This window comes from Marinibactrum halimedae (assembly GCF_021234875.1).
Taxonomy (GTDB): Bacteria; Pseudomonadota; Gammaproteobacteria; order Pseudomonadales; family Cellvibrionaceae; genus Marinibactrum; species Marinibactrum halimedae.
In genome coordinates, this window is the sequence record NZ_JAJQVM010000007.1 from 101162 (window position 1) to 125023 (window position 23862).

Below are 23862 nucleotides of genomic sequence, written 5' to 3' on the forward strand. Positions count from 1 at the left end.
GAGCACGATGCCTGCATCACTTGTCATGTCTTTACTGGCCGTGTCGATCACGTCTTCGTTTTCAGTGACGGCGGTTGCCCAATCACAAGTGGCACTTGAAGAAGTAGTGGTCACCGCACAGCGCCGAGAGCAGTCGTTGCAAGATATTCCTGTCGCTGTAACGGCGTTAAGTGCGGATGCTTTGGCCGACAGAGGGGTGGCCGATATCACTGAAATTCAACGCATAGCGCCTAACACCACTTTGCAAGTCAGCCGGGGCACAAACTCGACATTAACAGCATATATTCGCGGTGTTGGGCAGGCAGACCCGCTTTGGGGATTTGAGCCTGGTGTAGGGCTTTATGTGGACGATGTGTATTTGGCGCGCCCACAGGCGGGGGTGCTGGATGTGTATGATGTGGAACGTGTTGAAGTGTTGCGTGGCCCCCAAGGCACTTTGTATGGAAAAAATACCATTGGCGGGGCGTTAAAATATGTGACGAAACGGCTCAGCGGTGAACAGGAATTATCGGTAACCACTTCGGTGGGGAGTTATCGGCAATTGGATGTGTCAGTGGCCGGGCAAATGCCTCTGAGCGATACCGTGGCGGTAGGAGGGGCAATTGCCCGATTTACTCGTGATGGGTTCGGTGAATTTATTCTCAATGACGATGAAAATTACAATAAGGATATTGTGTCTGGTCGGTTCAGTATTGAATTTACCCCAAATGATGCGCTATGGATTCGAATTGCCGCCGATTCCACCGAGGACGATTCCAATGCGAAAGGTGGGCATCGTTTAACACAAAGCTTGCGTGTGCCCGATGAGGGAATCCCCAGCAGTGTTTACGACTCCAATGCAGACATGAGTACGTTCAATAGCGTGGAGAGTTCAGGGGTTTCTTTAACGGCTGAGTGGGATGTCACAGACTCGGTGACGTTAAAATCCATCACGGCGTATCGTGAAGGAGAGACCTTCACCAATATTGATTTTGATAATACCTCGTTGCCGTCGGTGCACGTTCCCGCCATTTATGAAGACGATCAAACCACACAAGAATTCCAACTCAACTACACCAGCGATCGTTTAGCCATCGTCAGTGGTGTTTATCTATATGAGGGCACAGCGTCGGGAGCGTTTGATGTGTTATTGGGTGCGTTCGACAGTACCGACGTGTTTGGTGATGGCAGCAATGTAATAGGCAATTTTAATGCGGTTACATCCGGCACGGTGGATACGACCAGTTACGCGTTGTATGCCCATACCACCTACGATGTGTCTGAGGCATTGGCGCTCACGTTGGGTGCTCGTTACACCGTCGATGAAAAAGACGCGTCGGTTTTTCGTTCCTCGTTATTTGTAGAGGGTTTATCTTCACGTTTGGGAGGACGAGACCTTTCGACGCTTTCAGTGAGTACGGATTATTCGAATGATGAGCAGTGGAGTGAGTTTTCTCCACGCGTCAGTGTGGATTATCGCTTTAATGAAATGTTGATGGCTTATGGGGCCTTCAGTCGAGGCTTTAAAAGTGGTGGGTTTGATATGCGTGGTAATGCCACGCTGAACCCCGAAACGGTAAATGGGTATGACCCAGAAACCGTAGACAGTATTGAGCTGGGCATGAAAACGGAATTGTGGGACAGCCGCTTGCGTATTAATGCCGCCTTGTACAGCATGGATTACGATGATGTACAAGTGACGGTGCAAAATTCTGCCGATGGCGGCACCACCTTTGCCAGTGCAGTGGTGAATGCCGGCAAAGCAGAAGTGGATGGTGCTGAATTGGAAATCTCGGCGCAATTAACTGAAGGCTTAAGCTTAACCGGCAGTGTGGGCTACACCAATGCCGAATTTACCGAGGTAATTACCGACACCGAAAGTGGGCCTGTGAATGTGGCAGACGAGTGGGAATTTGCTTTCACGCCAGAGTGGACGTCTTTTCTTGCGGTCAATTATTTCCATACAGTGGCGAATATCGGCAGTATCAATTGGAGTGTGTCCACTTCTTATCGGGATGAGACGCGTATTTTCCCCAATAATGCCTCCTTGGTGGATGAAAAAGGCTACAGCCTGTGGGATGCCAGTATTGTTTGGACCAGCACAGATGAAAATTGGACCGTTGGGTTGCACGGTAAAAACCTTACCGATGAAGAGTATCGGGTAGGGGGCTACAACTTTTTAGGGCTGGGTGCGGAAGACTCTATTATTGGTTATTACGGTAACCCTCGCACCTATTCGTTAACAGCAAATTATCGTTTTTAAGTATCCTGCTTTTTGAGGTCAGTGTTATAAGTTCTTTTTTGAGAATAAATTTGTAAATTTTTTTTAACGAGTGGTTTAACTTTTCGGATGCCATTGAATTAAAAATCAACAGATGAATTTTTCATGGACTCAATGTTGAAATTTTATGAACAAGCGCCATTGATTGGCGCTTTTTTTATGGAATAGGAATAGAAAACGAAAACAGAGAGCAATTTTAGAGATACAACGGTTGGAGTTGTTTGTTTTTTATTCTTTTTTGCAGAGGCAGGTCAATTTATCACAAAGACTGTGTCTCCTTTTCACAAAACAGTCATTAAACAGTCACCACTAGCCATTACATTGCCCCCGCAGTGAATTAACAAACGCTCGTTTTACACTGCGTTCATCATAAAAACGAAATCAAATTTTCCACATCACCGGGGTTGAGTCTTATGGCCATTTCAAGGCGGAATTTTTCAAAGTCTGTGTTAATTGCAGGGGCTGGCGTTGCTGCGTCGGGTGCCGTCAATGCAGAAATTACCGATCGTACCGTTGCAACCTTTAATCATGGTGTTGCCAGTGGTGATCCATTAAGTGATCGAGTGATTATTTGGACCCGTGTGACACCTCTTGACGATATTCCAACCACGTTATTTGTGAATTATCGTGTTGCACGTGATATTGACTTTCAACAGGTGGTGATTGAACAACAAACCATCACCGATCAAAATCAGGATTACACCGTCAAGTTGGATATTACCAACCTTGACCCAGATACCACTTACTATTACCAGTTTGAATGCGAAGGACAGGTGTCTCAAATTGGCCGCACAAAAACACTGCCTGCGGGTTTTACTGAGCATTTACGTCTGGCTTTTGTGTCTTGCTCTAATTACGCTTACGGTTATTTTAATGTGTACGGCATGTTGGCAGAGCGTCCAGATTTAGACGCAATATTGCACTTAGGCGATTACATCTACGAGTATGGCGATGGTGAATACGGTGATGTACCGGGAAGAAATCCAGAGCCCCGTGGAGAAACCACGAATTTATCGGAATATCGTCAACGGTATGCGCAATATCGTACCGATGCAGACCTGCAAGAGGTGCATCGTCAGCATCCGTTTATTTGTGTGTGGGATGATCATGAATCCGCCAATAACGCCTACCAAGACGGTGCCGAAAATCACACAGAAGGCAGTGAAGGGCGTTGGACTGATCGTAAAGCCGATTCCGTTCGTGCGTATTATGAGTGGATGCCAATTCGTCAGGTAGACGCGAATGATCCTGCGCGTATTTTCCGTCGTTTTACCTTTGGTAATTTGATGGATTTAATGATGTTGGATACGCGTTTGTACGGTCGTGACCGAGCACCGTCTTTCCCGTCGAACAGTCAATCTCGTCGTTTGTTAGGGGACACCCAATTTAATTGGTTGGCTGATCAGTTGTCAGATTCTAAAGACAATGGCGTGCAATGGCGTATTCTTGGGCAACAAGTCATTATGGCTTTTGTTCGTGCTTTGGGAACGCCTTATAACTTAGATCAGTGGGACGGTTACCCAGGAGAGCGTCAGCGTGTTATTGATCATTTAAAAGATAACGATATCGATAATACTGCCATTATCACCGGTGATATCCATTCCTCTTGGGCATTGGATGTAGCCGATCGCCCTTACCGTAGCCTACGTCGTGACCCTCGTAGAGGCTACGATGGCGATACTGGTGAAGGCTCTGTAGCGGTAGAATTTGTGTGCCCAGCGGTGACCTCTCCCGGCCTTTCTAATAATGCGTTCCGTGGACTTTTATTGGGCGGTAATCCCCATTTAAAAGAAGTGGAATTGACCCGTCGTGGTTACGTGTTGTTGGATGTGAATGCCGATCGTATTCAAGCAGAGTGGTATCATGCGCAAAGCATTACCCAGCAAGGTAATCGTAATCAAGAATTAGCCTTTGTTTTCCAAACCAGAGATGGCGAAAACCGTTTAACTAGAGTCAATAATTCACAGGTCAGCACACCAAAATCAGAGAGCGCGCCATTGGTGCCGGATTTTGTTGAAGAAATTTTAGAGTCGATTTGGAATCTGGGTAATCTTTCTTAAAGAGTTTTAAGAGAAAAGTACTCAAAAGGCGTTACAGTGAATATCTGTAACGCCTTTTTTTATATTATTTAAATATTCTTAGCGTTTTTTTTGAATTTAAAAAGTCGCCCTTTGCAAATTGTTACTTTAGTGAGTATGTGATGGAGGAAACCCGAAAAAGCGTTTGTATTCGCGGCTGAATTGAGAAAAACTGTTGTAACCAACATGAAAGCTGGCTTCGTTGGCTTGCATTCCTTGCTTTAATAAAGCTTGTGCTTTTTGTAATTTGGTGGATTTGACATACTGCATGGGTGGAACATGCATTAAGTTTTTAAATGCGTTAAAAAAAGAAGTTTTACTCATGTTGGCAATATTGGCCAATTCGTGGATTTGTATTGTTCGATCCATATTATTATGAATAAAATTGACCGCTTTCGAAATGGGCTGAATTTGACCATATTGATTTAATAAAATACGAAGCGCGTAGCCATGTTCGCTGGTTAATATTCGATAATAAATCTCATCTACAATCGATTCACCTAAAATGGCTGCCTCTAATGGGTGGTTACTTACGGTCAAGAGTTTGATAAAGGTATCTGTGAGAACCTCAGAGGCTTTACCCACCACAACACATGAGGTCGAGTGTGACTTTTCTGCTCTGGCCACATCAGGATGAGCTTCTTCTTCGCGCTCAATACGAAGGACCATGTCCGCCAGTTTCACTAAATTAATATTGAGTGTGGCAGAGAGTATTTCATTGGAGGTGACTTCGGTGCTAACCGGCATGGGCAAAAAATTGATGAAAAAATCGCCCGCCTGATATCGAAAAGTGGATTCACCTACATGACAAAGCTTTTCTCCGCTGCTGACAAGGCAGATTAAGGGTTCATAAAAATGAGGGGCGCATTTAGGTGATTTAGCTGAACGATACACGCCAACACCTTCAATCATTGAAGAAGATGAGCCTTCATTGATGGCCATTTGTTCAATAAGCGCATTCAGTTTAGATAAATTCTTTGACATGGGTAATAAGAGGTTGCTGGTTTAGGGGTAACAATTTAAGCCGTGTGGTTTAAGCAATAGATAGTTTAAGCAATAGATAGTCTAACCCGTTGCGAAATTGGGTTCACCATCGAATTGGTAATAAAAACCTTAGTTTGAACGATTGTGCATGATAAAAAGTCTATTGTGTATCCAAAGGTGGTATTTTATTTACTATAGTGCATGTGTATCGTTGATAAGACCTGAGAGAAAAGACCATGCTAGATTTTGATTACTACAATCCAACCCACATTGTTTTTGGCCAAAATAGATTGGCAGAATTGGATAAGCTCATTCCTTCAGACGCAAAAGTGATGATCACCTTTGGTGGTCAAAGTGCAAAAAAATTCGGCACTATTGATAAGGTTCGTGAAGGGCTACAATCCAGATCAGTTGTTGAATTTGGCGGTATTGAGCCGAATCCGCGTTATGAAACGCTGATGCGAGCAGTGGAAATCGCTCAGAAAGAAGGTGTCGACTTCTTACTGGCCGTGGGGGGTGGTTCGGTTATGGATGGTACTAAGTTTATTGCGTTGGCGGCTAAAAAAGACAGTGAGCATCATAATCTGTTATTTCATGGATTTACCCCCGTTCCTGAAAAAGAAGCTTTGCCGCTAGGTTGTGTTGCTACGTTGCCGGCAACGGGGTCCGAAATGAACATGGCGGGTGTGATAACTTACAACGAACAGAAATACCCATTTATGTCGCCGTTGGTTTACCCGACATTTTCTTTCCTTGACCCGGACTTCACATTCACCTTGCCCAAAGAGCAAATTGCCAATGGTGTCGCCGATGCCTTTGTGCATGTTATTGAACAATATTTAACTGTACCGGTGAATGCTAAAATTCAAGATCGCTTTGCCGAGGGTGTATTAAAAACTTTAATTGAAGATGGACCGGTGACGTATCGTGATAATGACAATATTGAGGCTCGTAAAAACTTTATTTGGTCTGCCACATCGGCATTAAATGGTGTGATTGGCGTTGGTGTGCCACAGGATTGGTCCACACATATGATAGGCCATGAAATGACGGCTATGTATGGTATTGCTCATGGACGTACATTGGCTATTATTCTTCCGCATCTTTTGCGTGAGCGAAAAGCGAAAAAGTACGAAAAGTTAGTGCAATTCGCAGAACGAGTGTGGGCCATTACTGATGGCACAGACGATGAAAAAATTAATATGGCTATTGATAAAACCGAAGCCTTTTTTAACTCCTTGGATATCGTTACGAATATTACCCACTATGGCATTGACGATAATGGTATTGAGACCATCGTAAATAACATGGAAAAAATGGGGTTAACGGCTTTGTCAGAAAGTGGTGATTTAACATTGGATATCGTGAAGAAAATTTTAATTGCCGCAAAATAATCTGAAATCAGATACTTCAATACTGTTCGGTGCGTTAGCACTGGGCAGTGTCTTATAAAGTTTTTTATCGATTCACTCAAAAAAAATTTGGGCTGCTAGAATAAAGCTTATTTCAGTATTGTCGCTGATCACATTCCTTAAAAATAATAGTGAATAAGACGACAAAACCCTCGTAACTGTGTTGCCATTACATTGTAAACTTTAGATGTAAGCACTAGACTCTCTCGCTGGGGCAGAGTGCTGCCAATTTTCCAGTAAGATACCCTCAGGGAGCTTTCGCTTTTTGAGTGTGTTTAACGCTTCTATCCAAAGATGACAAAAAAGGAACTGTGTATGACGTCACCTAACTTTCTCAAGGCTGCTTATCAGGCCGGTTTTAAAGATAACAATAACGGAAATATCGTTGATAATGGTGGGTCTTATGCGTTACTTCACCCGACAACAGATGGCCGCAGTGGCCGAAAAGTCTTTATTGATCTCAGCTTAGCCCCCAAATTTGGCGAGTTAAAAGAAGACGAGTTGTTCAAGGTTTTTCATGAGTTAACCAAACTCAAAGCAGTAGCAGGTAATATTAACAGTTACACGTCACAGCGGCATGCTGGAAGTCATATTTCGGTATTTGGTATAACCCATGTGACTTATGAGATTATACAGCAAGAAGTCAATGGAAACCCGGGTGGAGTTTATATCACTGATATCGATATTGGACGCTTTGGAGATGATAACCCTGGGGTTTATCATGTGAGGTTGGAGAATAGGCATGATTGGGTGGTTACCAACCGTAAAAAACCAATAAGGAAGGTTAAAACAAAAGTGGCGGCGATTAATGGCTTTTGTGATGGAATAACTCAAGCGGCTCAGGAGGTTATGCCTCCCATTTTAGGTAAAGCTTTCTCGTATTCAGATTTTGATAATGGTGTGAATATTCGTCAAGAAAAAGAGTACAGCCTGTTTTTTAACCCGCCGGTGATGTATAGCAAAGGTGAGCCGTATAATTGTAATAGTGTAAATAGCCATGTGGCAATGAATAGCTTACGCGAAACGTTAGTAAACTCTGATGAAAAAATTCTCTGGGGAGTATTGGGTGATGGAGCTCATCTTTTGTATGAAGCCCTTAGATTCATGCCAGAAGGGAAGCGTTTGGGCAATCACACAGTGTTGTTTTTAAATCCAAGCAAAGATTTAACTGAGATACTTCCCTTAATGCGTAGGCACAATATGAAATTACATATGGACGTGCAAAAAATACAGGAAAATGACCAGATTGCTATAAAAGCGCAGTTTGACAATCAAAAAAAGTTGCAAAATGAACTGAGAAAATGGCCTGGTTTTGAAAAAAAAGCGGCAGCACTCTATCAACAGAATTTAAGTATGCGAAATAAAGTCATGTCGACGTTTACTGGTGCTTTTGGCTGGGCTAGCGGTGCAGCCTCAGCTGTTTCCGCAGGAATGTATATTGCCCTTTACACCAGTAGGTGCGGCTATGGCTGGAATGGCAGCGGCTTTTTCTGGTTATAAAGCGTACCACTCTGTAAAATCCAGTGTTACCGGTTTTCGAAATATGCAAGCGACCAAAATTGCCGACCCTAAAATAAACCCTCACCTTAACCCGTTTGCTGATACTGCTGATCTTAATGCCACAATGGATAAGCAATTTGGAGGGTTTGGGAAAAGTTTATATTGCATGCTTAAGCATAAAATTACGGGGAAAATATAATGGGGTTTTTATCTTCAATCTTCAGTAAGAAATCTAAAGAACGATTTAGTAAGCCAAATTTTGATAGCTCACCAAAAGTAGATATTGATTTTTCTGGAACACATATACAGCTCACAGATCCACCACATAATGCTAATTTTCCCGTGTATGATGAGCCTTGTAATTTAGATATCTATGATGTTTTTGAAAATGGTTTTTTTGAAGATGAAGATGGAAGAAGTAAGCGATTTTATGTAAGAGGTTGGAATTTTTTGGATTATTCTAACAAAAAAAAACATGCAGGCGGTGTTCTTGTTAAAATTGTTATTTCCGATTTTGGAGTAACTTATTGTAGTGAAACTAATAAACATAGCTTGTCGAATTATAGTGGTCAAGTATTTCCGTACCATGCGTAATATTTTTCAAGCACTCAATTCTTCTGCCGCTGCCGGTGTTACATAGCCGTTGTAACTGTGAAGCCTATGATGATTAAAATGTCGAATAAATTGATAAATATCCGTCTTCGCTTCTGAGTAGCTTTGATACCTTTCTTTTGGCATCCATTCTGTTTTAAAAGTCCTAAATGTTCGTTCAATAATGATGTTATCCCAACAATTACCTCGACGACTCATGCTCTGCCTAACTCCGTACCTGCGAAGCATATTTTGGTAGGCAAGGCTGGTGTAGTGACACCCCTGATCGGAATGAAAAAGGATTCCTGTAGGCTTTCCCCTAGCTTCATAAGCTAATAAAAAGGCGTTCATGGTCAATTCTGTATCTGGACTATCTGAACAAGCCCAGCCAACTATTCGGCGTGAAAATAAATCAATCACCAATGCCAAATACAACCACTGACTACCGCTCCAAACATAGGTCACATCACCACACCAAACACGGTTTTTCTGCTCTACATCATAGCCTCTCTGTAAATGGTTATCGGCGATTGAAGACGTTTTATCGGCAATTTTATAAGAGTGCTTTTTCCCAGGCTGCTTGCTTTCAATTTTGGCCTCCTTCATCAAACGAGCCGCTTTAAAGCGACCGACAGAAAACCCTTGTGCTTTCAAGTTGGCTGAAATCACACGTGAGCCTGCCGCCGCACGACTTTGAGTGTGTATTTCCACTACTTTTTCACGCAGTTGTTGACGTTCAGAATCCTGTTTGGTCGACATCTGCATACGATATTGATAACTGCTGCGAGTTACGCCGAGAGTTTGGAGTAAAGTGGTTTGCTTATACTGCTCTCTCAATGTTCGAATTATTTCGCACTTTTGAACGAGTCCGACATCAAGAGAGCTGAAGCTTTTTTTAAAATATCTTTCTCCAACTCTAGCTGTTTGACTTTCGCTTTCAGCTGCTGAATTTCTTGCTGCTCAGGACTCAGTGCTTTTCCTGATGGCGGGGGAGTTCCTCGGCGCTCATTCTTTAGCTGTTTAACCCATTTTTGAACACAAGACACGCCCACGCTCATTGCTTCACTAGCTTCTTTGATACTATACCTTGATCAATTACCAGTGCCGCCGTATCAGCCTTAAATTCAATAGAAAATGTTCTTCTTTTTGTCATATACCATACCTGTCTTTGAGGGTAATATACCATCTATTGGTTGGTACGGAATTATTAGGCCACTATAAATCGTTTTAATTTTTATAAGTCTAAGGATTTGTTTTTTGAGGTGTTGAATTATTGTCATTCAGTTTGGGGTGCTCAAAATGGGGCAGCTAAGGAGGGGGGGTCAGCTGATGGATTGTTTGTATATCCTACCTCATCAGATGAGTTATCTGTTAGTATTCATAATGGCTGCCCGTGTGTAAAAGTAGATATTGATTGTGAGGGTATGCCTCCTCAGTTTGTATATTTTTTTCCTATTAGTAAGAGACATCTAATTGTTTTAAAAATGGAATTTGATGTGTATGACTCTTATGATTTTTACGATCCAACTCTTCCGCTTGAAGAATATAGTTTTGAAGTGAAAGATCGTTTTATGCAAGATTTTAGAATTTCCTTGTCGGAGCGCTCTAAAAAGGAATTGGCCGCAACTCGACCTTCTATTATGGACGAGGTGGTTGAGACTTGATTGCGGCCATGGGTTTTTTATCTTCAATCTTCAATAGAAAACCGAAAGAAAGGTTTAGCAAGCCAGATTTGGATTCGGCCCCACATGTAAAAATAGATTTTTCAGGCATTCAAATAGAGTTTCTTGATGCTCCGCATAATGCTCATTTTCCTATTCACGACAAGCCTCGTGACTTGGATATTTATGATGAATATGGGCATGATTTTATATGTGATGAGAATTATAGATATAGAAAAATTTATGTAACGGGGTGTGATTTTGTTGATCGCTTACAAAAAGAGCATGCTGGAGGGCTTATAATTGAGTCTACGCTTGTTGATTATGGCTCTCATTATTGCAAAGAGACTAATACGCACAGCTTATGCAACCGTTTAAATTTTTTCACACCTAATGATTTATTCGATTGGATTCTAGACGATTGTCATAATATGTGGGGGAAACAAAATGGCGCATCTAAGATAGGCGATTTAGGTGATGGCACCTATGTGTACCCAATTTCATCGGACGAGTTATCGATCACCCTGCATAATGGGTGCCCATGTGTAAAAGCATATATTGATTATGTAGGAATGGCTCCAGAATTCGTATATTTTTTTCCTATCAGTAAAAGGCACTTAATCGTTTTGGAAATGAAATGTGAGGCATACATCTTTTACGACTTTTACGACCCAACTCTTCCCCTTGAGGCTTACAGTTATGAGGTGATGGAGCGCTTTATGAAGGATTTTAAGATTACTTTATCTGATCGCTCTAAAAAGGAATTGGCCGCAGCTCGACCTTCTATTATGGACGAGGTGGTTGAGTAATGAAATTTATTCAGCAGTGTTTGAGAAAACTAGGGATGGTGTCGTTGGTGCAGCCACCCGCAGAGGATCATGCCCCAGAGCTTTATGAGATTTTATTATTTAGAACGAAACTTCAATTAGCCCTGCCTAAGTTAACCTTACCCCCGTGGGAAGAGTGGGGGAGTATTGGCGGCCCAAATAAAGACTGGCGGCCCTATGTAAATACCAAAGGTAAGCCCCATTACACAAGAGTTGATGAGTTGGGCTTTTACGGTATGGGGTTTTACGGTTGTGGTTGGCAGTTGCCGGTTGAAGACGGTGAGCCTGCGGCAGCTCTGCGTCTATTTTTAAGTGCGTATACGCCCACCGATGACGACCGACCAAAGTATTCAAATATGATGGACGAGACTGTATCGCTTTCTTGGTTGCAAAATTATTATTCCAATAGGTTGAAGAAACCGATTTCCCTTAGTCGGACTACAGAAGGGCATATGGAAATCCTTTCTGAAGAGACAAGTGGTGGTGGCGAGATAGCGTGTGCAGAGGAGTCTGTCAGTATTGAGACATCGTTAGTGAATGGTCATACCGTACATCATGTGATGTTGGATGCAAATCATGCCCATTATTGGGTGCCTTTTTCTAAGGTGGATTTGCTGTATTTAGAATTCCGAATCACAGGCGATGGCTTGTGGACGCCGGTTACCAGTCGAACTGCTTTAAAAGAAGCCGACCGAATCATGCACGCAATTCTTCCTACGTTATCGTTAACCTACCCAGAAAATGAACAGTTGTCCCATCAAAAGGTTATTAAATAGTCGCTAACAAATCCGGTGTGATTCAAAGAAACCCAGCAGCTGTAAAAAGAAAAAGGCCAGTAAAAATACTGGCCTTCTTTGATACTACCTAAGTTCGATTAGAACTGATAAGACGCACCGAGGTAAATAGTACGGCCACTGTTGGTGATGTTGTAAGCACGTTGGAAGCCGGCTTTGCTAGAGTATTGCTGATCGGCTTCATTGGTTAGGTTTGAGCCTTCCAAGGTGATTTTTAATTGATCGTTTACCTGATAGAACGCGCTCATATCAAAGAAAGTGGTGGGTTTAAAACCACGGAATTCTTCGTCACTTCCATCGCTGGTACGTTGAATGTAGGAACCTCGATAAGACTGTGCTACACGCACGCCCCAGTTATCTGTTTCGTAATACAACGTTACATTGCTTGAGTGTTCAGATAAGTTCGGGAACGCGGCTGTTTCCAGTGTTTCGCCATTCGGGTAGTAATTTACTTCACCATCGGCATAGGTGAAGTTACCCATCATACCTAAATTGTTGAATGGCTCTGGTAAGAAATCGAAGTCACGCTGTAAGGTAAATTCAACCCCTTCTAAAGTTGCGTCTTCTGCATTGACTGGACGCTGGACATTTACAGGTGTATCTAACGTAATACTGTTATCACCAGAAAGTGCACGCAGTGTATCCAAATTGATACCGGTTTCAGCAAGGCTCACGGTGCGATCTAAGGTAACGATGTAATCTTCGATGTCTTTACGGTAGAACGCTAATGCCACATAACCCGCGTTGTCAGCAAAGTACCATTCAGCACCCAAGTCAAAATTGGTGGAAAGGTAGGGATCTAGAGTTGGGTTAGCGCTCTCCATTGTCACATCGTCATTGTCTACTTCGATTTCGAGCTCATCTGATAAGCTCGAGTAGGACGGGCGAGTGATGTTTTGGCTTAATGACAAACGCAAAACAATATCGTCTGTTGGTTCAAGGGAAACGTTTAATGCGGGCAAAACACCGTCATAAGTATTGTCAATAGAGCCAATGAAGTTACCGTCTTCATCAGATACTTGAGTATCGGTATCGGTAGTGTAGTAACGCAACCCTACATTTCCTCGTAAGGCCATACTGCCAATATCACGTTGCCATTCGTACTCTATGAAAGCGTTTAACGTTTCTTCTTCAACGCCATTGACGGAATCTCCGAGAGTGGTGGCGACGTCTAAAGATTGTCCTGTTCGCGCCAACGCATTTTGAACATAAGTGCTGTTCACAAATTGTCGTGGGTTGACTACGGCCCAATCCAATTGATCGTTATTTGATTGGACGCGGAATAAATCATCATCAATTCCAGCGGCAATATCGGCTAAATCTCCAAAAGCACCGCCAAAATCATCGCCTTGAAGGTCTCTTAAGCGGTTATTTTGATCGCCTTGCGCTGTGCTATTTTCTAACTGTTTTGCCGCAACCCCAACGCGTAAAGTATCTCGATCATCTAAGGCAATATCAGCGCTGAATTTTGCTGTGCTATTCTCGGTTTTATTAAATCGTTTACGCACATCAATTTCTTGCAACCAAAACTGCGATGGATCAGTCATATCTTGCCCGTAGGTAAAGCGAGGGCTCATGATGTCTGAATAATCGTAGCGGAAGTCACCCCGAGTTTCGGTATAGACTTTTAAACTGTAGGTTTCTAATTCAGAGCTTTCGTAGCCGATTAAACCATGAAGAGTGACGTATTGGTTAAGATTGAAGTTTCCGCTTAACACCACTTGTTCAAATGTGGTTTCCACGTCTTGAGCACGGCTTTCTACGTTAAAAACGGAGTTAGAGAAATCGGCACCCAGCACTTCATGGGTAATTCCTGCATCGTTAGTGGGTAGCGCACGTAAATTAACGTTGCTCATGGTGACGTCGCTACCGTAAGGCATTGAACCGTTATTGTTACGCGGGTTGATGTGGTATTCACCACGGTCGTTATTCAACTCACCGTATAGCGCATCTAAAGTGACATCAAAGACATCGCCTTTGTATTGAAAGGCAGTAGTAATGCCCAAACGCTCTTGGGTATTTTCCCATACCGATAAGCGGTTACCGCGTGGGGCGATAACTGTACCCTCTTGAAGTGCTTGTAAATCGCTATCACTCACATTTTCGCCAATGATGGTGTCACCCAATCCACGGCGAGCGGTGGTTCTCCAGCGATAAGTATTTGGTCCTTGCTCAATAGTGTCACGCTCACTGTAAGCGATAGAACCTAGTGCGCCCCAATTGCCCCAAGTGTTGGAGATTAAAAACGCGGTACGTGGTGCAATGTCATCGGTGTATTCGTTGTCGCCGGCTTGCACAGACAATGCAGAATTAAAGCCTTCTTTATCGAATGGCTTAGCAGTGCGTAAGCTGACGTTACCGGCCATGCCACCTTCGTCATCGCTGGCAGAGTAAGATTTGGCAACATCAATACGATTAAATAATTCAGAGGCGAAGAGGTTAAAATCGAAAGCTCTGTCGCGGCTGCCTTGGTCACGACTGTCCATGGCGGTATCGGTATTGCCCAATACGTCCATGCCATTAAGTTGCACCAAAGAGAAGTTGGAATCCAAACCACGAATGGCAATACGACGACCTTCACCGCCATCACGGGTAATGGTAACACCGGGTACACGTTGTAGTGCTTCAGCCAAGTTTAAATCTGGAAAGTCTGCAATGTCTTCCGCCACAATACTGTCGCGTGTACCAATGGCATCGCGTTTTAAATCTTTACTTTTCAATAATGATGAACGAAAGCCTTCAACCACGATTTCTTCAATGGGCTTTTCTTGTGCGCTGGCTTGGCCCGAGATAATAGTAGCAATACAAGCACCCAAAATACTGTGCTTTGCTAACTGAAAAGAGGTCTTTTGCATGTAAATTCCCTAAGTGTTAAATAAAAAAGTACTGTTAATTTAAAAGATTTGACTAAGTAGAAAGTTTTTAATTATTTTGTAATAAATTAAGTGGATATCAATTTGGCGCAGGTGGTTTTTAAAAAAATCAAGTCTTCGTTATTAAAGTTTTTTTAAAAAATTCCCTGCTGGTTAAATTCGGCGCCATTATAGATTTTTCGATGTTTCGAAAATATTACAGATAATGATTTGTTGGGTGACTGAATAGTTTTGCTTGTGCGGGATGGCTGAAAATATCCTTGTAGCCTATTTTATTTTGCGGTGAAGTCTTGGGTCTTCGTTAATAAAGAGGTTTACCTCTTTATTAAGCGCAAAGAGCGTGAAAAGTGGATGTGTTTAAAATTTAGGTTGTGATGGGTGACTAAAATTTCCGACAGGTGAGCCCATGTCGGAATAGAAAACAGAATAAATACGTGGGATTAATTTTTATTGATCCTATCGCCCACGCATGTTGAAAAGTCATTGTATAAAATTCCCTCCGCCTTTAAGAGCTCTTGTAGGGAGCATTGCGTGTAATTGATACCCGCCGTATCCAAGTCATTTTGAGATGATTTCTCGCTTAAGGGAGCGAGTGTTGTAAGGCAAGCCTTTGAGCTTCGAATCACGTAACCTGAACAGGCGCCAGTGTTGACAATATCCGGCCTGATACAGTTTAAAAATTGTGGGTTGTCTTCGCAAAAATAATTGGCTGAAATCTCTGCTATTTCGGTGGGTTCCATCGCCATGGCGACGGTTGAAAGTAAAAAAGCCAGTGGTGTAAATAGGCGGTGGTTTTTGTGATTGTGAGTTGCAAGGTTAATGATGTGGCCTCCTCAGTGAACAAGATTATTGGTTCAGTTTAGTCCACTGAGGGGAAGGGCAGGTTTATTTCCGTTAGGCAGCATTCAAAGCTTGTAATGAATGTGTGTTTGTATTCTGAGCTTTATGATTGCGAGCCTGCTTGATGGCATCGAGCAGTGCTGAATAATCCACCGCAGGTGTTGAGGAGGGCTCGGATTGGTACAACGTTGCATCGAGTAATTTCAGTATTTCCCAGGCGGAAGCGTTTAACTTGCCTGCCACATCTTCCAATATCCGGTGAGATTCACTCGGCCATTTGGCATTAGCCCAAGTGATTAGTGCCTCGCGTACTGCCTTAGCGTCCCCGGCTTTGCAGTGTTGTTCGAGTGCTTTAAAACATTTCCGTTCGTTGGTTGTGTCTGGGTGTTGAGAAAGGGTTTCTTGATTGACCACTAGGCGTGGTTGTTTAAACCACAAATAGGCAAAAAACAGAGCGATAAGAATCGTGATGACATTACTGGCAATTAACAATAAGACAATGCCAGTAGAAGTAGATGAGCTTCCGACCGACTCAACCGCCTCTGGTGGTGTGATCTCCGATGGTAAGCTGGCGTTGTTCGAGTCGTTATCTGTTGCTGCTTGGGGGAGGTTAGCGGCGTTCGTACCCGACGTATTCGGGGCGGCTAAAACGGTGATCTTTTTGGCCGGTAGAGTGGTGGTTTCCAGTTGGTCAGTTTGGGTATTCCACCACGTAACCGTGAGCGGGGGCAGGGTGTAGTCGCCCGGTTGGGTGGCTACCAGTGCGTGGTTTTGGCTGACGGTGGTCACCATACCCAAGCGACTTTTTTGTTCGTCGGCTTTTTCGGGCTCTGGGTAATGATTAATGGTATTGGGGTATTGAATGGGAAGTTCCGGTAATTGAGATCCAGACAAGCCGTCAGCGGTAAAGACAATCGTACGTGTAATAGGCTCGCCTTGCACAAAATTGGCGCCACCGGGCCATTGCTCTTCCAAGGTAATGGATTTTGCGGGCAACCAATTGGTGTTAGCTGGGTAGGAAGCTGGTTTGGGCAATACGGTAAGCGATTTACGCTCGGTGCGTAGGCGTCTTATGGCATTGCGGCGATTGTTAAACGGGTCGAATAACGAGGTAGAGCGTCGGCCTAGCATGATTTCCCAGGTTAAAGGCGGGATTTCCAATTGGCCAGATTGTTGAGGGTAAATGCCATAGACCCACTCGACAATGGCGTATTCTCGGCCATCGATGGTGTTGCGATAGCGTTGCTCAGACAGTTGCTCTACTTTGGCGTTGGGGATGTTGAGGTCGTCGCTGGAAATCGAGCCGACAGCAACGGACGTATGAAAACGCACGTTAACCAAAATTTGTTCTTGTACGTAGGCCTCTTGGGTATCCAGCAACACCTCGATAAACACATCTTTTGCAGTATTACCGGCATTGGCTTGCCCTTTATTGACCGTAATTTCGATGGCATCACTGAAATGTTGGCCTAACTGAAAAGAAGGAATTAATAACTTCCCGGTTTCTTTAGGGGCGATAATTAAATTCCACTCCGTCCACGACTCGCCTCTGCCATTAAAGCTGCGAAATTGATTGCTGCGACTTTGATTCAACACATCAAAGGCGATATCCAAATCAGAAAAATCCGGGTCGCCATAGTTGGCATTGCCTTTAAAGCGTACGGTCAAATTGAGCGTTTCTTCAATAGACAGTGTGCGGCGATCAACCTCTGCGCTTAACTCATCAGCATAAGCGGGGTTCACCAAAAGAAAGCAGAGCAGGGCAGTGATGTTAATAAACCGAATTGAGGTGATTAACGGGAAAGAAAAACGTTTCATGTTCGTTTGCCTGGTGGTTCCGTGTTGTGCTTGTGTTTTTAGTACTTGTATTTTTAGTACTTGTATTTTCAGTGCTTGCGTTCAATGTGCTGGGTTTATTAGCGAGATTAAAGACGCTCAATCGCATTATTACTGGGGGGTTCCCATTCGCCCGATTGGTACTCCAAGCGTCGTTGACGGTATTGGTGTTTGAATTTCTCACGTAATAATCCGCCGGGATTATCCGGAATTTGTTTCAGCCATTGATTGAGCGCTTGTTCCTGTTCGGCGGTTAGGCCATTGGGATTAGGCGCGGCGGCGGGTATACCATCACTATTGGGTTCACCGTCTTGTGGTTGTTCCTGAGCTCCGGTGACTTGGCCGTCTTCCCCTTGTTCTTGTTCCGTGTCTTGCTCGTTACCTTGGGCGTAGGGGTTTTGCTCATCCTCCAGTGAAGGTGTGTCTTGTTGGGCGCCAGCGTTTTGTTCTTCACCCTCTTCAGTGGAATCGCTATTGCCTTGCTGAGATTGAGCTGGGTCGTTTTGAGACGGCTGATTCTGGGCATTTTCCTGTTGCGATGGGTTTTGTTGATCGCTGCTGTTTTGTTGGCCCTTTTCAGTGTTGGAGTCGTTACTCTGGGAGCCATCCTGGGAGGGTTGGTTCTCAGATTGGCCATTTTGCGATTGCTGGTTTTCGTTGTTTTGTTGAGAGTCTTGTTGCTGATTCTGTTGTTGGTTTTGTTGTTGATTCTGTTGCTGATTTTCTTGTTGATCTAAGGCTGCTTGTACTAAATCGCGGTTATATTGCGCGTCTTCAAAATCGCTTTCTTGAGAAAGGGCTTGGTCGTACGCTTCAATGGCTTCCTTTAAACGGCCACTTTGGGCCAGCGCATTGCCGCGATTGTAGAAATCGCTTGCGGTGTTGCCGGTAAACCCCTTCAGAGCAGAGTCATAATCGCCATTGTGGTAATCGGCAGCGGCTTTCCATTGAGGGTGGTTGAAGGTATTGGCGGCGGCATCGTATTCCCCTTGTTCGTAAAGACGCTGGCCTTGCTGATCTTTGGTTTTCCAGAGATTGGTCCAGGTGCTGGAAGACGATGACGATGAAGCCGGGCTTGGGTCAGGCTCTTGCGCTTTGGTCACGGGAGATTGTGCGGCCATTAACGGCAATAAAAAAAAGAGGCTCAAAATCCAGCCCCGACGAAAGGCGAAGGCGGCAAAGGGCAGTAGTGCCAAGACTAAATAAGGCCCACGTTCTTCCCAGGCATCAAATTCGCGTTCTACTTCACGGCTGTTTTCGTTTTGACTCAGGGCTTTGTCGTTGTGGGCTTTGTCGTTGTGGGCGGGGTCAGCTAAGGCGCTAGGAGGTTCGATAAAGCGTTCAATATCGCGATTGTCTCGGCGCAATGGCGAGAAACGACCGCCATTCTTTAAGGCTAAGGACTTAAGGGTTCGATAATCCACTTTATCGATAATGATATTGCCTCCGCTGTCTTTGGCGAAACTGTCGCCCATGGGCACGGGTGCACCGTCTTCGGTGCCGACGGCCAGTACTGATAAAGTATGGCCGGTATTGTCGAGCTTTTTATGGATAGTCGTGATGGCATCGCTGACGACGCCGTCGGTTACCAACAGGATTTCGCCTCGGTTGATGTTACTTGCCGACAATAAATCGATGGCTTTTTGAATCCCCATTTCTGTGTTGCTGCCGCGAATGGGCATTAACCCTGGTTCTAGGGCCGGGAGTTGGCTGATCAGGGTTTGGGTGTCGTCAGAAAGGGGGGTGACCACGTAGGCTTCGCCGGCGTAAACCACTAGGCCGGTTAGCCCTTCTTTTCGTGCTTGCAGTAAATCGTTGAGTTTGAAACGAGAGCGCACCAAGCGACTAGGGCTGACGTCGGTGGCGAGCATCGAGGGGGACATGTCCCACACGATAACAATGGCCGCTTCGGATTTGATCACCGGTTGTGGCAGTTTTTCCCAGGTGGGGCCAGCCAGTGCCATGGCGCTGATAAGCCATGCAAGGGCGAGGGCACCCAGTGGCCAGCGCTGAGCTTTCACGGTTTTGCCATCCATCAAGTGTGGGAGCAGGTTGGCATCAATGTATTTCTGCCAACTGCCGCCGTCGCCTTGACGTTTAAGCAGCCCCCATATCATGAGCGCTAGCGGCAGAATACTCAGTAGCCACAGTGGGCGAATAAAATGAAAGTCGATCAATTCATTCATAAGTTTGCGTGTGCTTTGTTCGTTCCAAGGCGTCGAAATAGAGGGATAAAGAGGCTCGTCAATGCCCATAAGCCACTCAGTAACAGTGCCACTGCAAGTGGATAGTAATACAGGGCTTTGGTGGGCCGGAACACTTCCGCTTCTTGTTTGATGGGTTCCAGTGCGTCCAGTTCGGCGTAGATGTTCATCAGCTCTTGTGGATTTCGGGCGCGAAAGTATTGCCCACCGGTGGTTTCGGCAATGTTGTAGAGGGTTTCTTCATCCAAATCACTGACTGCACTGCGTCGGGCAAAGGGGTTACTTAACAGCGAGCGGGCCGACACATCCGCCCCAACCCCAATGGTATAAATTTTGACACCGGCTTGCTTGGCAAGGTCCGCCGCTTTCATGGGGGTGACGGCACCGGCGGTATTGGCGCCGTCGGTCAGTAAAATCAGCACCCGGTTGCTCTCTGGGCGATCTTTCAAGCGTTTCACCGCCAAGCCCACTGCTTCCCCAATGGCGGTTTTCTCTCCGGCAAAACGGGTTTGGGCTTCTTGCAACAGAGTGCCAACGGTATCGCGGTCGAAGGTTAACGGCGACTGCAAATAGGCATTGGTGCCGAATAAGATTAATCCTAATCGGTCTTGTGCGCGGCGCTTGACGAATTCACCCACTACATATTTCACCACCGACAGTCGGTCGAGCGCTTGCCCGCTGATGATCATGTCTTGGGTATCCATGCTGCCGGAGATGTCCACAGCGATGAGCAAGTCACGGCCAGAGACGGGTAGTTCGATGGGTTCGCCCACCCAAGTTGGTCGGCTGGCGGACGCTAGCAGGGCTAGCCAAATCAAGGTGAGCAGTAAACCGCCAAGCCAGTGTCGACGGTGTTCACTGCTGCTGCCTTGTGAGAGCGGTTTTATCCCTTGGAAAAACGGCACTTTTAATGCGGATTGTTGGCGTTTTGCGGCGGGCAAGATCAGCCAAAACACCATCGGTAGGGGCAGTAACCACCATACCCAGAGCCATTCAAACGTTAACATGCTGGCTCCTCCTGTTTTCTAGGGCAGAGTGTGGTTTGGCAGACAGCAAACAATCCTGCTGATGTTGCTGAATCCAGCGTTTCACCTGTGTCACGGCTTTTTCCGTGTTGAGAATGTGGTCTGGCTTATCGTTATGCCGATAATGGTGAACAATCGCGTCCAATACCTCTGGTGTGAAAATAGGCTTTTTAGTGGATTGGGTCAGCAGGGTTTTCCAGGGCTCACCACTGGCTTGGGCGGCGGTTTGTCGACCAAAACTGGTGAGAGCAACCCGCTTTAACAGTTGGTTCAGCCGTGCCATTTCAATCTCATTATGAGCGTGCCAAGTGGAAAGCTGGGATATCGCCTCACGACGGTACGCATTTTGTCGACGGTGCCGGCGAATCCAAAGGAACCCAGCTAGGGTGACGGCCACGCTCACGATGATAAGAACCCACCACCCAGCGGCCAGTTGAAACCCTGGCGGCTCGGGCTCCACAATACCGCGTAAAGGCAGGGCTGAGTTGGGCGTGCCCATGGCGGGTATCCCGCCTGATGGTGACTGCCCCATTTGTCCCATCGGCTTTTGTCCTATCGGTAAGGGCAGGGCTTGATGGGGCGGTATGGGTGACGGCTGTGCGGTCATTGCCGGTGCAGTCATCTTTGGTGCAGTCATCGTTGGTGCAGTCATATCTGATGCAGAAGAAGGAAGCTCTTGTGCGACAGGCAAGTGTGAGAGCACAGATAAGCCAGCATACAGACACAAACGAATGAGCACAGAGATGCGCTTCGTGAACAACGTTAATCTCACCGGCGACCTCCCATGCGTCGATCTTGTCGACCATACACGGCACGCAGCAAATCGCTGGGGGATTCATGAGCAGGAGCGTCTACCAACGCAATGGCTAAGCCATCGGCGCACTTTTGCAGTTGCTGGCGACGGTGAGAGAACTGTGCGTCAAAGGCCTGCTGGACGGCTTTGGAGCGGGTATTGAGCACCAATCGCTCAAGGCCGTTGCTGACGGTGAGTTGGTCGTGTGTGGGTAAGTGAGCTTCCATGGCATCGTAGACATGGAAGAGCGTTAGGTCGCAATGGCGCGATAATAAGTGCAACTGTTTTGCGCAATTGTCGGAGAAATCGTGAAAATCACTGATCACCAAAAGCGCGTTTCCTGGGCGCACAATGCGCTGTGCTTCTTTTAAAATCTCTTCGAGAGGTTGGCTTTGCTCGGCAAACGGGGCAGTTAAACCATGGTTGGCCGCGACCAAGCCGTGAAGCAACTCCAGTTGTGCGTGTTTGCTGCGGCGGGGGCGAACGTCGTGGTGTTGCGTATCACTGGCGATGAGTGCGCCGATGCGGTCGTTTTGCCCAATGGCCATCCAGCCGAGCATGGCGGCCAAGTGGGCGGCATACACGGATTTAAAGCACACGCGGCTGCCGAAAAACATACTGGAGCGTTGATCCACCAACACGAAGATGGGGCGTTCGCGTTCTTCTTTGTAAATTTTGGTGTGTGGCACTTGCGTTCGTGCGGTCACACGCCAGTCAATGGTGCGAATATCGTCGCCGGGCTGATACAAACGCACTTCTTCAAATTCCATCCCCCGGCCTTTAAAACGGGTTTTCACCGGCCCGCTGAGCAGGGCTTTGCTGGGTTTAATGGTATTGATGTTCAATTGGCTGCATAAAAATCGGCAGCCAATTAAACGATCTAGCTCCACATAGGCGCCGGCAGGGGCAAAGTGGGAAGCCAAATCTTGAACAGAGTGTCGCGATGATAAATCAGAGGTTGGCATGGTTACGCAAGTGCTCTTTAACAAGTACTCTTTAACAAGTGCTCTTTAACAAGTGCTCTTTAAATCGACAAATTGATTCAGTCTGCCGGGTTAGCCCACAGCTACCCATTCTTGAAGCTTGTCGATGACCGCATCGGCATGGATACCATTGGCCTCTGCTTCAAAGCTTAAGACCAGTCGATGACGGAATACGTCGTGAATGACCGCTTGGACATCATCGGGGCTGACGTAATCGCGCTCTTTGAGCCAAGCGTGAGCACGGGCGCAGCGGTCGAGGGCAATGGTGCCTCGGGGGCTGACGCCAAATTCAATCCACTGGGCCAGTTCTGGACTCACTTGCTCTGGGCGACGAGTGGCGTTAGTGAGGGCGACAATGTAATCCTCCACAGCGTCGGCCATGTGTAAACCCAGAATCTCTTGGCGTGCATTCAGTAAAGAGGCTTCCGAAATGGGGTTGGGTTGAGGCACTTCATCTTTGCGGGCCTCTTTTCGAGCAAGACGCAAAATTTGTCGCTCAGCTTCAGCATCCGGGTAGTCTACGTTCACATGCATAAGGAAACGATCTAACTGTGCTTCGGGCAGTGGGTAGGTGCCTTCTTGTTCGACGGGGTTTTGAGTGGCCATCACGAGGAATAATTCCGGCAGGGCGTAGGTGGTTTTCCCCACGCTCACTTGGCGTTCCGCCATGGCTTCAAGCAGTGATGACTGTACCTTTGCCGGGGCACGGTTGATTTCATCGGCCAACACGAGGTTGTGAAAAATCGGCCCACTTTGGAATTCGAACTCACCGGTTTCTGGGCGATAGATATCCGTTCCGGTCACATCCGAGGGCAATAGGTCTGGCGTAAATTGCACACGGTGGAACGTGGCTTCAATACCATCGGACAGGGTCTTAATGGCCTTGGTTTTTGCCAACCCGGGGGCGCCTTCAACCAACAGGTGACCATCGGCAAGTAAGGCGATGAGAAGGCGATCAATTAAATGGGGTTGGCCAATAATCGTGTGGGCCAACCAATCACGTAAGTGAAGTATCTCAGTTTGTTGCGACATACGGTTTGGTGTGTCCTTGCGTTGAGTCATTGTACAGGCGCTGTACGGTTTCTTTCATGTTCAGTTGGTACGTTGTTGCTTTCCGTTGATACGGTGTAGCTTATTTTGCATTGGGGGGAGTTTTTCCTCACCATGACTTTTCAAGCTTATTGGGGCAAGTGATTGAGTT

18 protein-coding genes and 1 pseudogene are annotated in these 23862 nt (G+C 45.7%); 9 read left to right on the forward strand and 10 right to left on the reverse strand.

Features of this window, described 5'->3' with window-relative positions; all coding sequences use genetic code 11:
* The first annotated feature begins 7 nt into the window (after positions 1–7).
* Both LU351_RS06040 and LU351_RS06045 read left to right on the forward strand, forming a co-directional pair.
* A complete protein-coding gene (locus LU351_RS06040) occupies positions 8–2242 on the forward strand; it encodes a TonB-dependent receptor (protein ID WP_232593163.1) in 2235 nt (744 codons plus the stop codon).
* Between the two features lie 431 nt (positions 2243–2673).
* Positions 2674–4320, forward strand: a complete 1647-nt coding sequence (locus LU351_RS06045) for an alkaline phosphatase D family protein (protein ID WP_232593164.1) — start codon at positions 2674–2676, stop codon at positions 4318–4320.
* A gap of 126 nt (positions 4321–4446) precedes the next feature.
* On the opposite strand, the gene LU351_RS06050 is transcribed toward LU351_RS06045, so the two are convergent.
* Complete coding sequence (locus tag LU351_RS06050; protein ID WP_232593165.1) at positions 4447–5322, reverse strand: AraC family transcriptional regulator; 876 nt, start codon at positions 5320–5322, stop codon at positions 4447–4449.
* A gap of 236 nt (positions 5323–5558) precedes the next feature.
* Here LU351_RS06050 and LU351_RS06055 point away from each other — a divergent pair, with 236 nt between their 5' ends.
* The 4 genes from LU351_RS06055 to LU351_RS06070 all read left to right on the forward strand — a co-directional run bounded on the left by LU351_RS06055 (position 5559) and on the right by LU351_RS06070 (position 8828).
* The gene (locus LU351_RS06055; RefSeq protein ID WP_232593166.1) at positions 5559–6716 is read left to right on the forward strand and encodes an iron-containing alcohol dehydrogenase; all 1158 of its coding nucleotides are present in this window, start codon (positions 5559–5561) and stop codon (positions 6714–6716) included.
* A gap of 333 nt (positions 6717–7049) precedes the next feature.
* Positions 7050–8234, forward strand: coding sequence for a hypothetical protein (locus tag LU351_RS06060; RefSeq protein ID WP_232593167.1), 1185 nt, complete (start codon positions 7050–7052; stop codon positions 8232–8234).
* Positions 8200–8433: a hypothetical protein gene (locus LU351_RS06065; RefSeq protein WP_232593168.1), complete on the forward strand. Its 234-nt coding sequence runs from the start codon at positions 8200–8202 to the stop codon at positions 8431–8433. The genes LU351_RS06060 and LU351_RS06065 overlap by 35 nt, the downstream gene beginning before the upstream one ends.
* Positions 8433–8828: a hypothetical protein gene (locus tag LU351_RS06070; RefSeq protein WP_232593169.1), complete on the forward strand. Its 396-nt coding sequence runs from the start codon at positions 8433–8435 to the stop codon at positions 8826–8828. The genes LU351_RS06065 and LU351_RS06070 overlap by 1 nt, the downstream gene beginning before the upstream one ends.
* Positions 8829–8834: 6 nt before the next feature.
* On the opposite strand, the pseudogene LU351_RS06075 reads toward LU351_RS06070, so the two are convergent.
* Together LU351_RS06075 and LU351_RS06080 are read right to left on the reverse strand one after the other, a co-directional pair.
* A pseudogene (locus LU351_RS06075) lies at positions 8835–9704 on the reverse strand (IS3 family transposase); the annotation flags it as partial.
* Entirely contained in the window at positions 9671–9871 is a 201-nt protein-coding gene (locus LU351_RS06080) for a hypothetical protein (protein ID WP_232593170.1), read from the reverse strand. The pseudogene LU351_RS06075 and the gene LU351_RS06080, both read right to left, overlap by 34 nt.
* Positions 9872–10087: 216 nt before the next feature.
* Between LU351_RS06080 and LU351_RS06085 the strand changes: the two genes are divergently transcribed.
* From LU351_RS06085 to LU351_RS06095, 3 genes are read left to right on the forward strand one after another with little or no spacing between them, the layout of a single operon-like run.
* The gene (locus LU351_RS06085) at positions 10088–10489 is read left to right on the forward strand and encodes a hypothetical protein (protein ID WP_232593171.1); all 402 of its coding nucleotides are present in this window, start codon (positions 10088–10090) and stop codon (positions 10487–10489) included.
* Positions 10486–11295, forward strand: coding sequence for a hypothetical protein (locus tag LU351_RS06090; RefSeq protein ID WP_232593172.1), 810 nt, complete (start codon positions 10486–10488; stop codon positions 11293–11295). The genes LU351_RS06085 and LU351_RS06090 overlap by 4 nt, the downstream gene beginning before the upstream one ends.
* Positions 11295–12089: a hypothetical protein gene (locus LU351_RS06095; RefSeq protein ID WP_232593173.1), complete on the forward strand. Its 795-nt coding sequence runs from the start codon at positions 11295–11297 to the stop codon at positions 12087–12089. Before LU351_RS06090 ends, LU351_RS06095 begins: the two co-directional genes overlap by 1 nt.
* A 98-nt stretch (positions 12090–12187) precedes the next feature.
* Here LU351_RS06095 and LU351_RS06100 read toward each other — a convergent pair whose 3' ends face one another.
* The 7 genes from LU351_RS06100 to LU351_RS06130 form a co-directional block, all read right to left on the reverse strand.
* The gene (locus LU351_RS06100; protein WP_232593174.1) at positions 12188–14962 is read right to left on the reverse strand and encodes a TonB-dependent receptor; all 2775 of its coding nucleotides are present in this window, start codon (positions 14960–14962) and stop codon (positions 12188–12190) included.
* A gap of 912 nt (positions 14963–15874) precedes the next feature.
* Positions 15875–17638: a BatD family protein gene (locus tag LU351_RS06105; RefSeq protein WP_232593175.1), complete on the reverse strand. Its 1764-nt coding sequence runs from the start codon at positions 17636–17638 to the stop codon at positions 15875–15877.
* Positions 17639–17745: 107 nt separating this feature from the next.
* Entirely contained in the window at positions 17746–19911 is a 2166-nt protein-coding gene (locus tag LU351_RS06110; RefSeq protein ID WP_232593176.1) for a VWA domain-containing protein, read from the reverse strand.
* Complete coding sequence (locus tag LU351_RS06115) at positions 19839–20867, reverse strand: vWA domain-containing protein (protein ID WP_232593177.1); 1029 nt, start codon at positions 20865–20867, stop codon at positions 19839–19841. The genes LU351_RS06110 and LU351_RS06115 overlap by 73 nt, the downstream gene beginning before the upstream one ends.
* Positions 20854–21657, reverse strand: coding sequence for a DUF4381 domain-containing protein (locus LU351_RS06120; RefSeq protein WP_232593178.1), 804 nt, complete (start codon positions 21655–21657; stop codon positions 20854–20856). The genes LU351_RS06115 and LU351_RS06120 overlap by 14 nt, the downstream gene beginning before the upstream one ends.
* Positions 21654–22643: a DUF58 domain-containing protein gene (locus LU351_RS06125; RefSeq protein ID WP_232593179.1), complete on the reverse strand. Its 990-nt coding sequence runs from the start codon at positions 22641–22643 to the stop codon at positions 21654–21656. The genes LU351_RS06120 and LU351_RS06125 overlap by 4 nt, the downstream gene beginning before the upstream one ends.
* Positions 22644–22733: 90 nt before the next feature.
* On the reverse strand, positions 22734–23693 hold the full coding sequence (locus LU351_RS06130) for an AAA family ATPase (protein ID WP_232593180.1): 960 nt from the start codon (positions 23691–23693) through the stop codon (positions 22734–22736).
* Between the last annotated feature and the right edge of the window lie 169 nt (positions 23694–23862).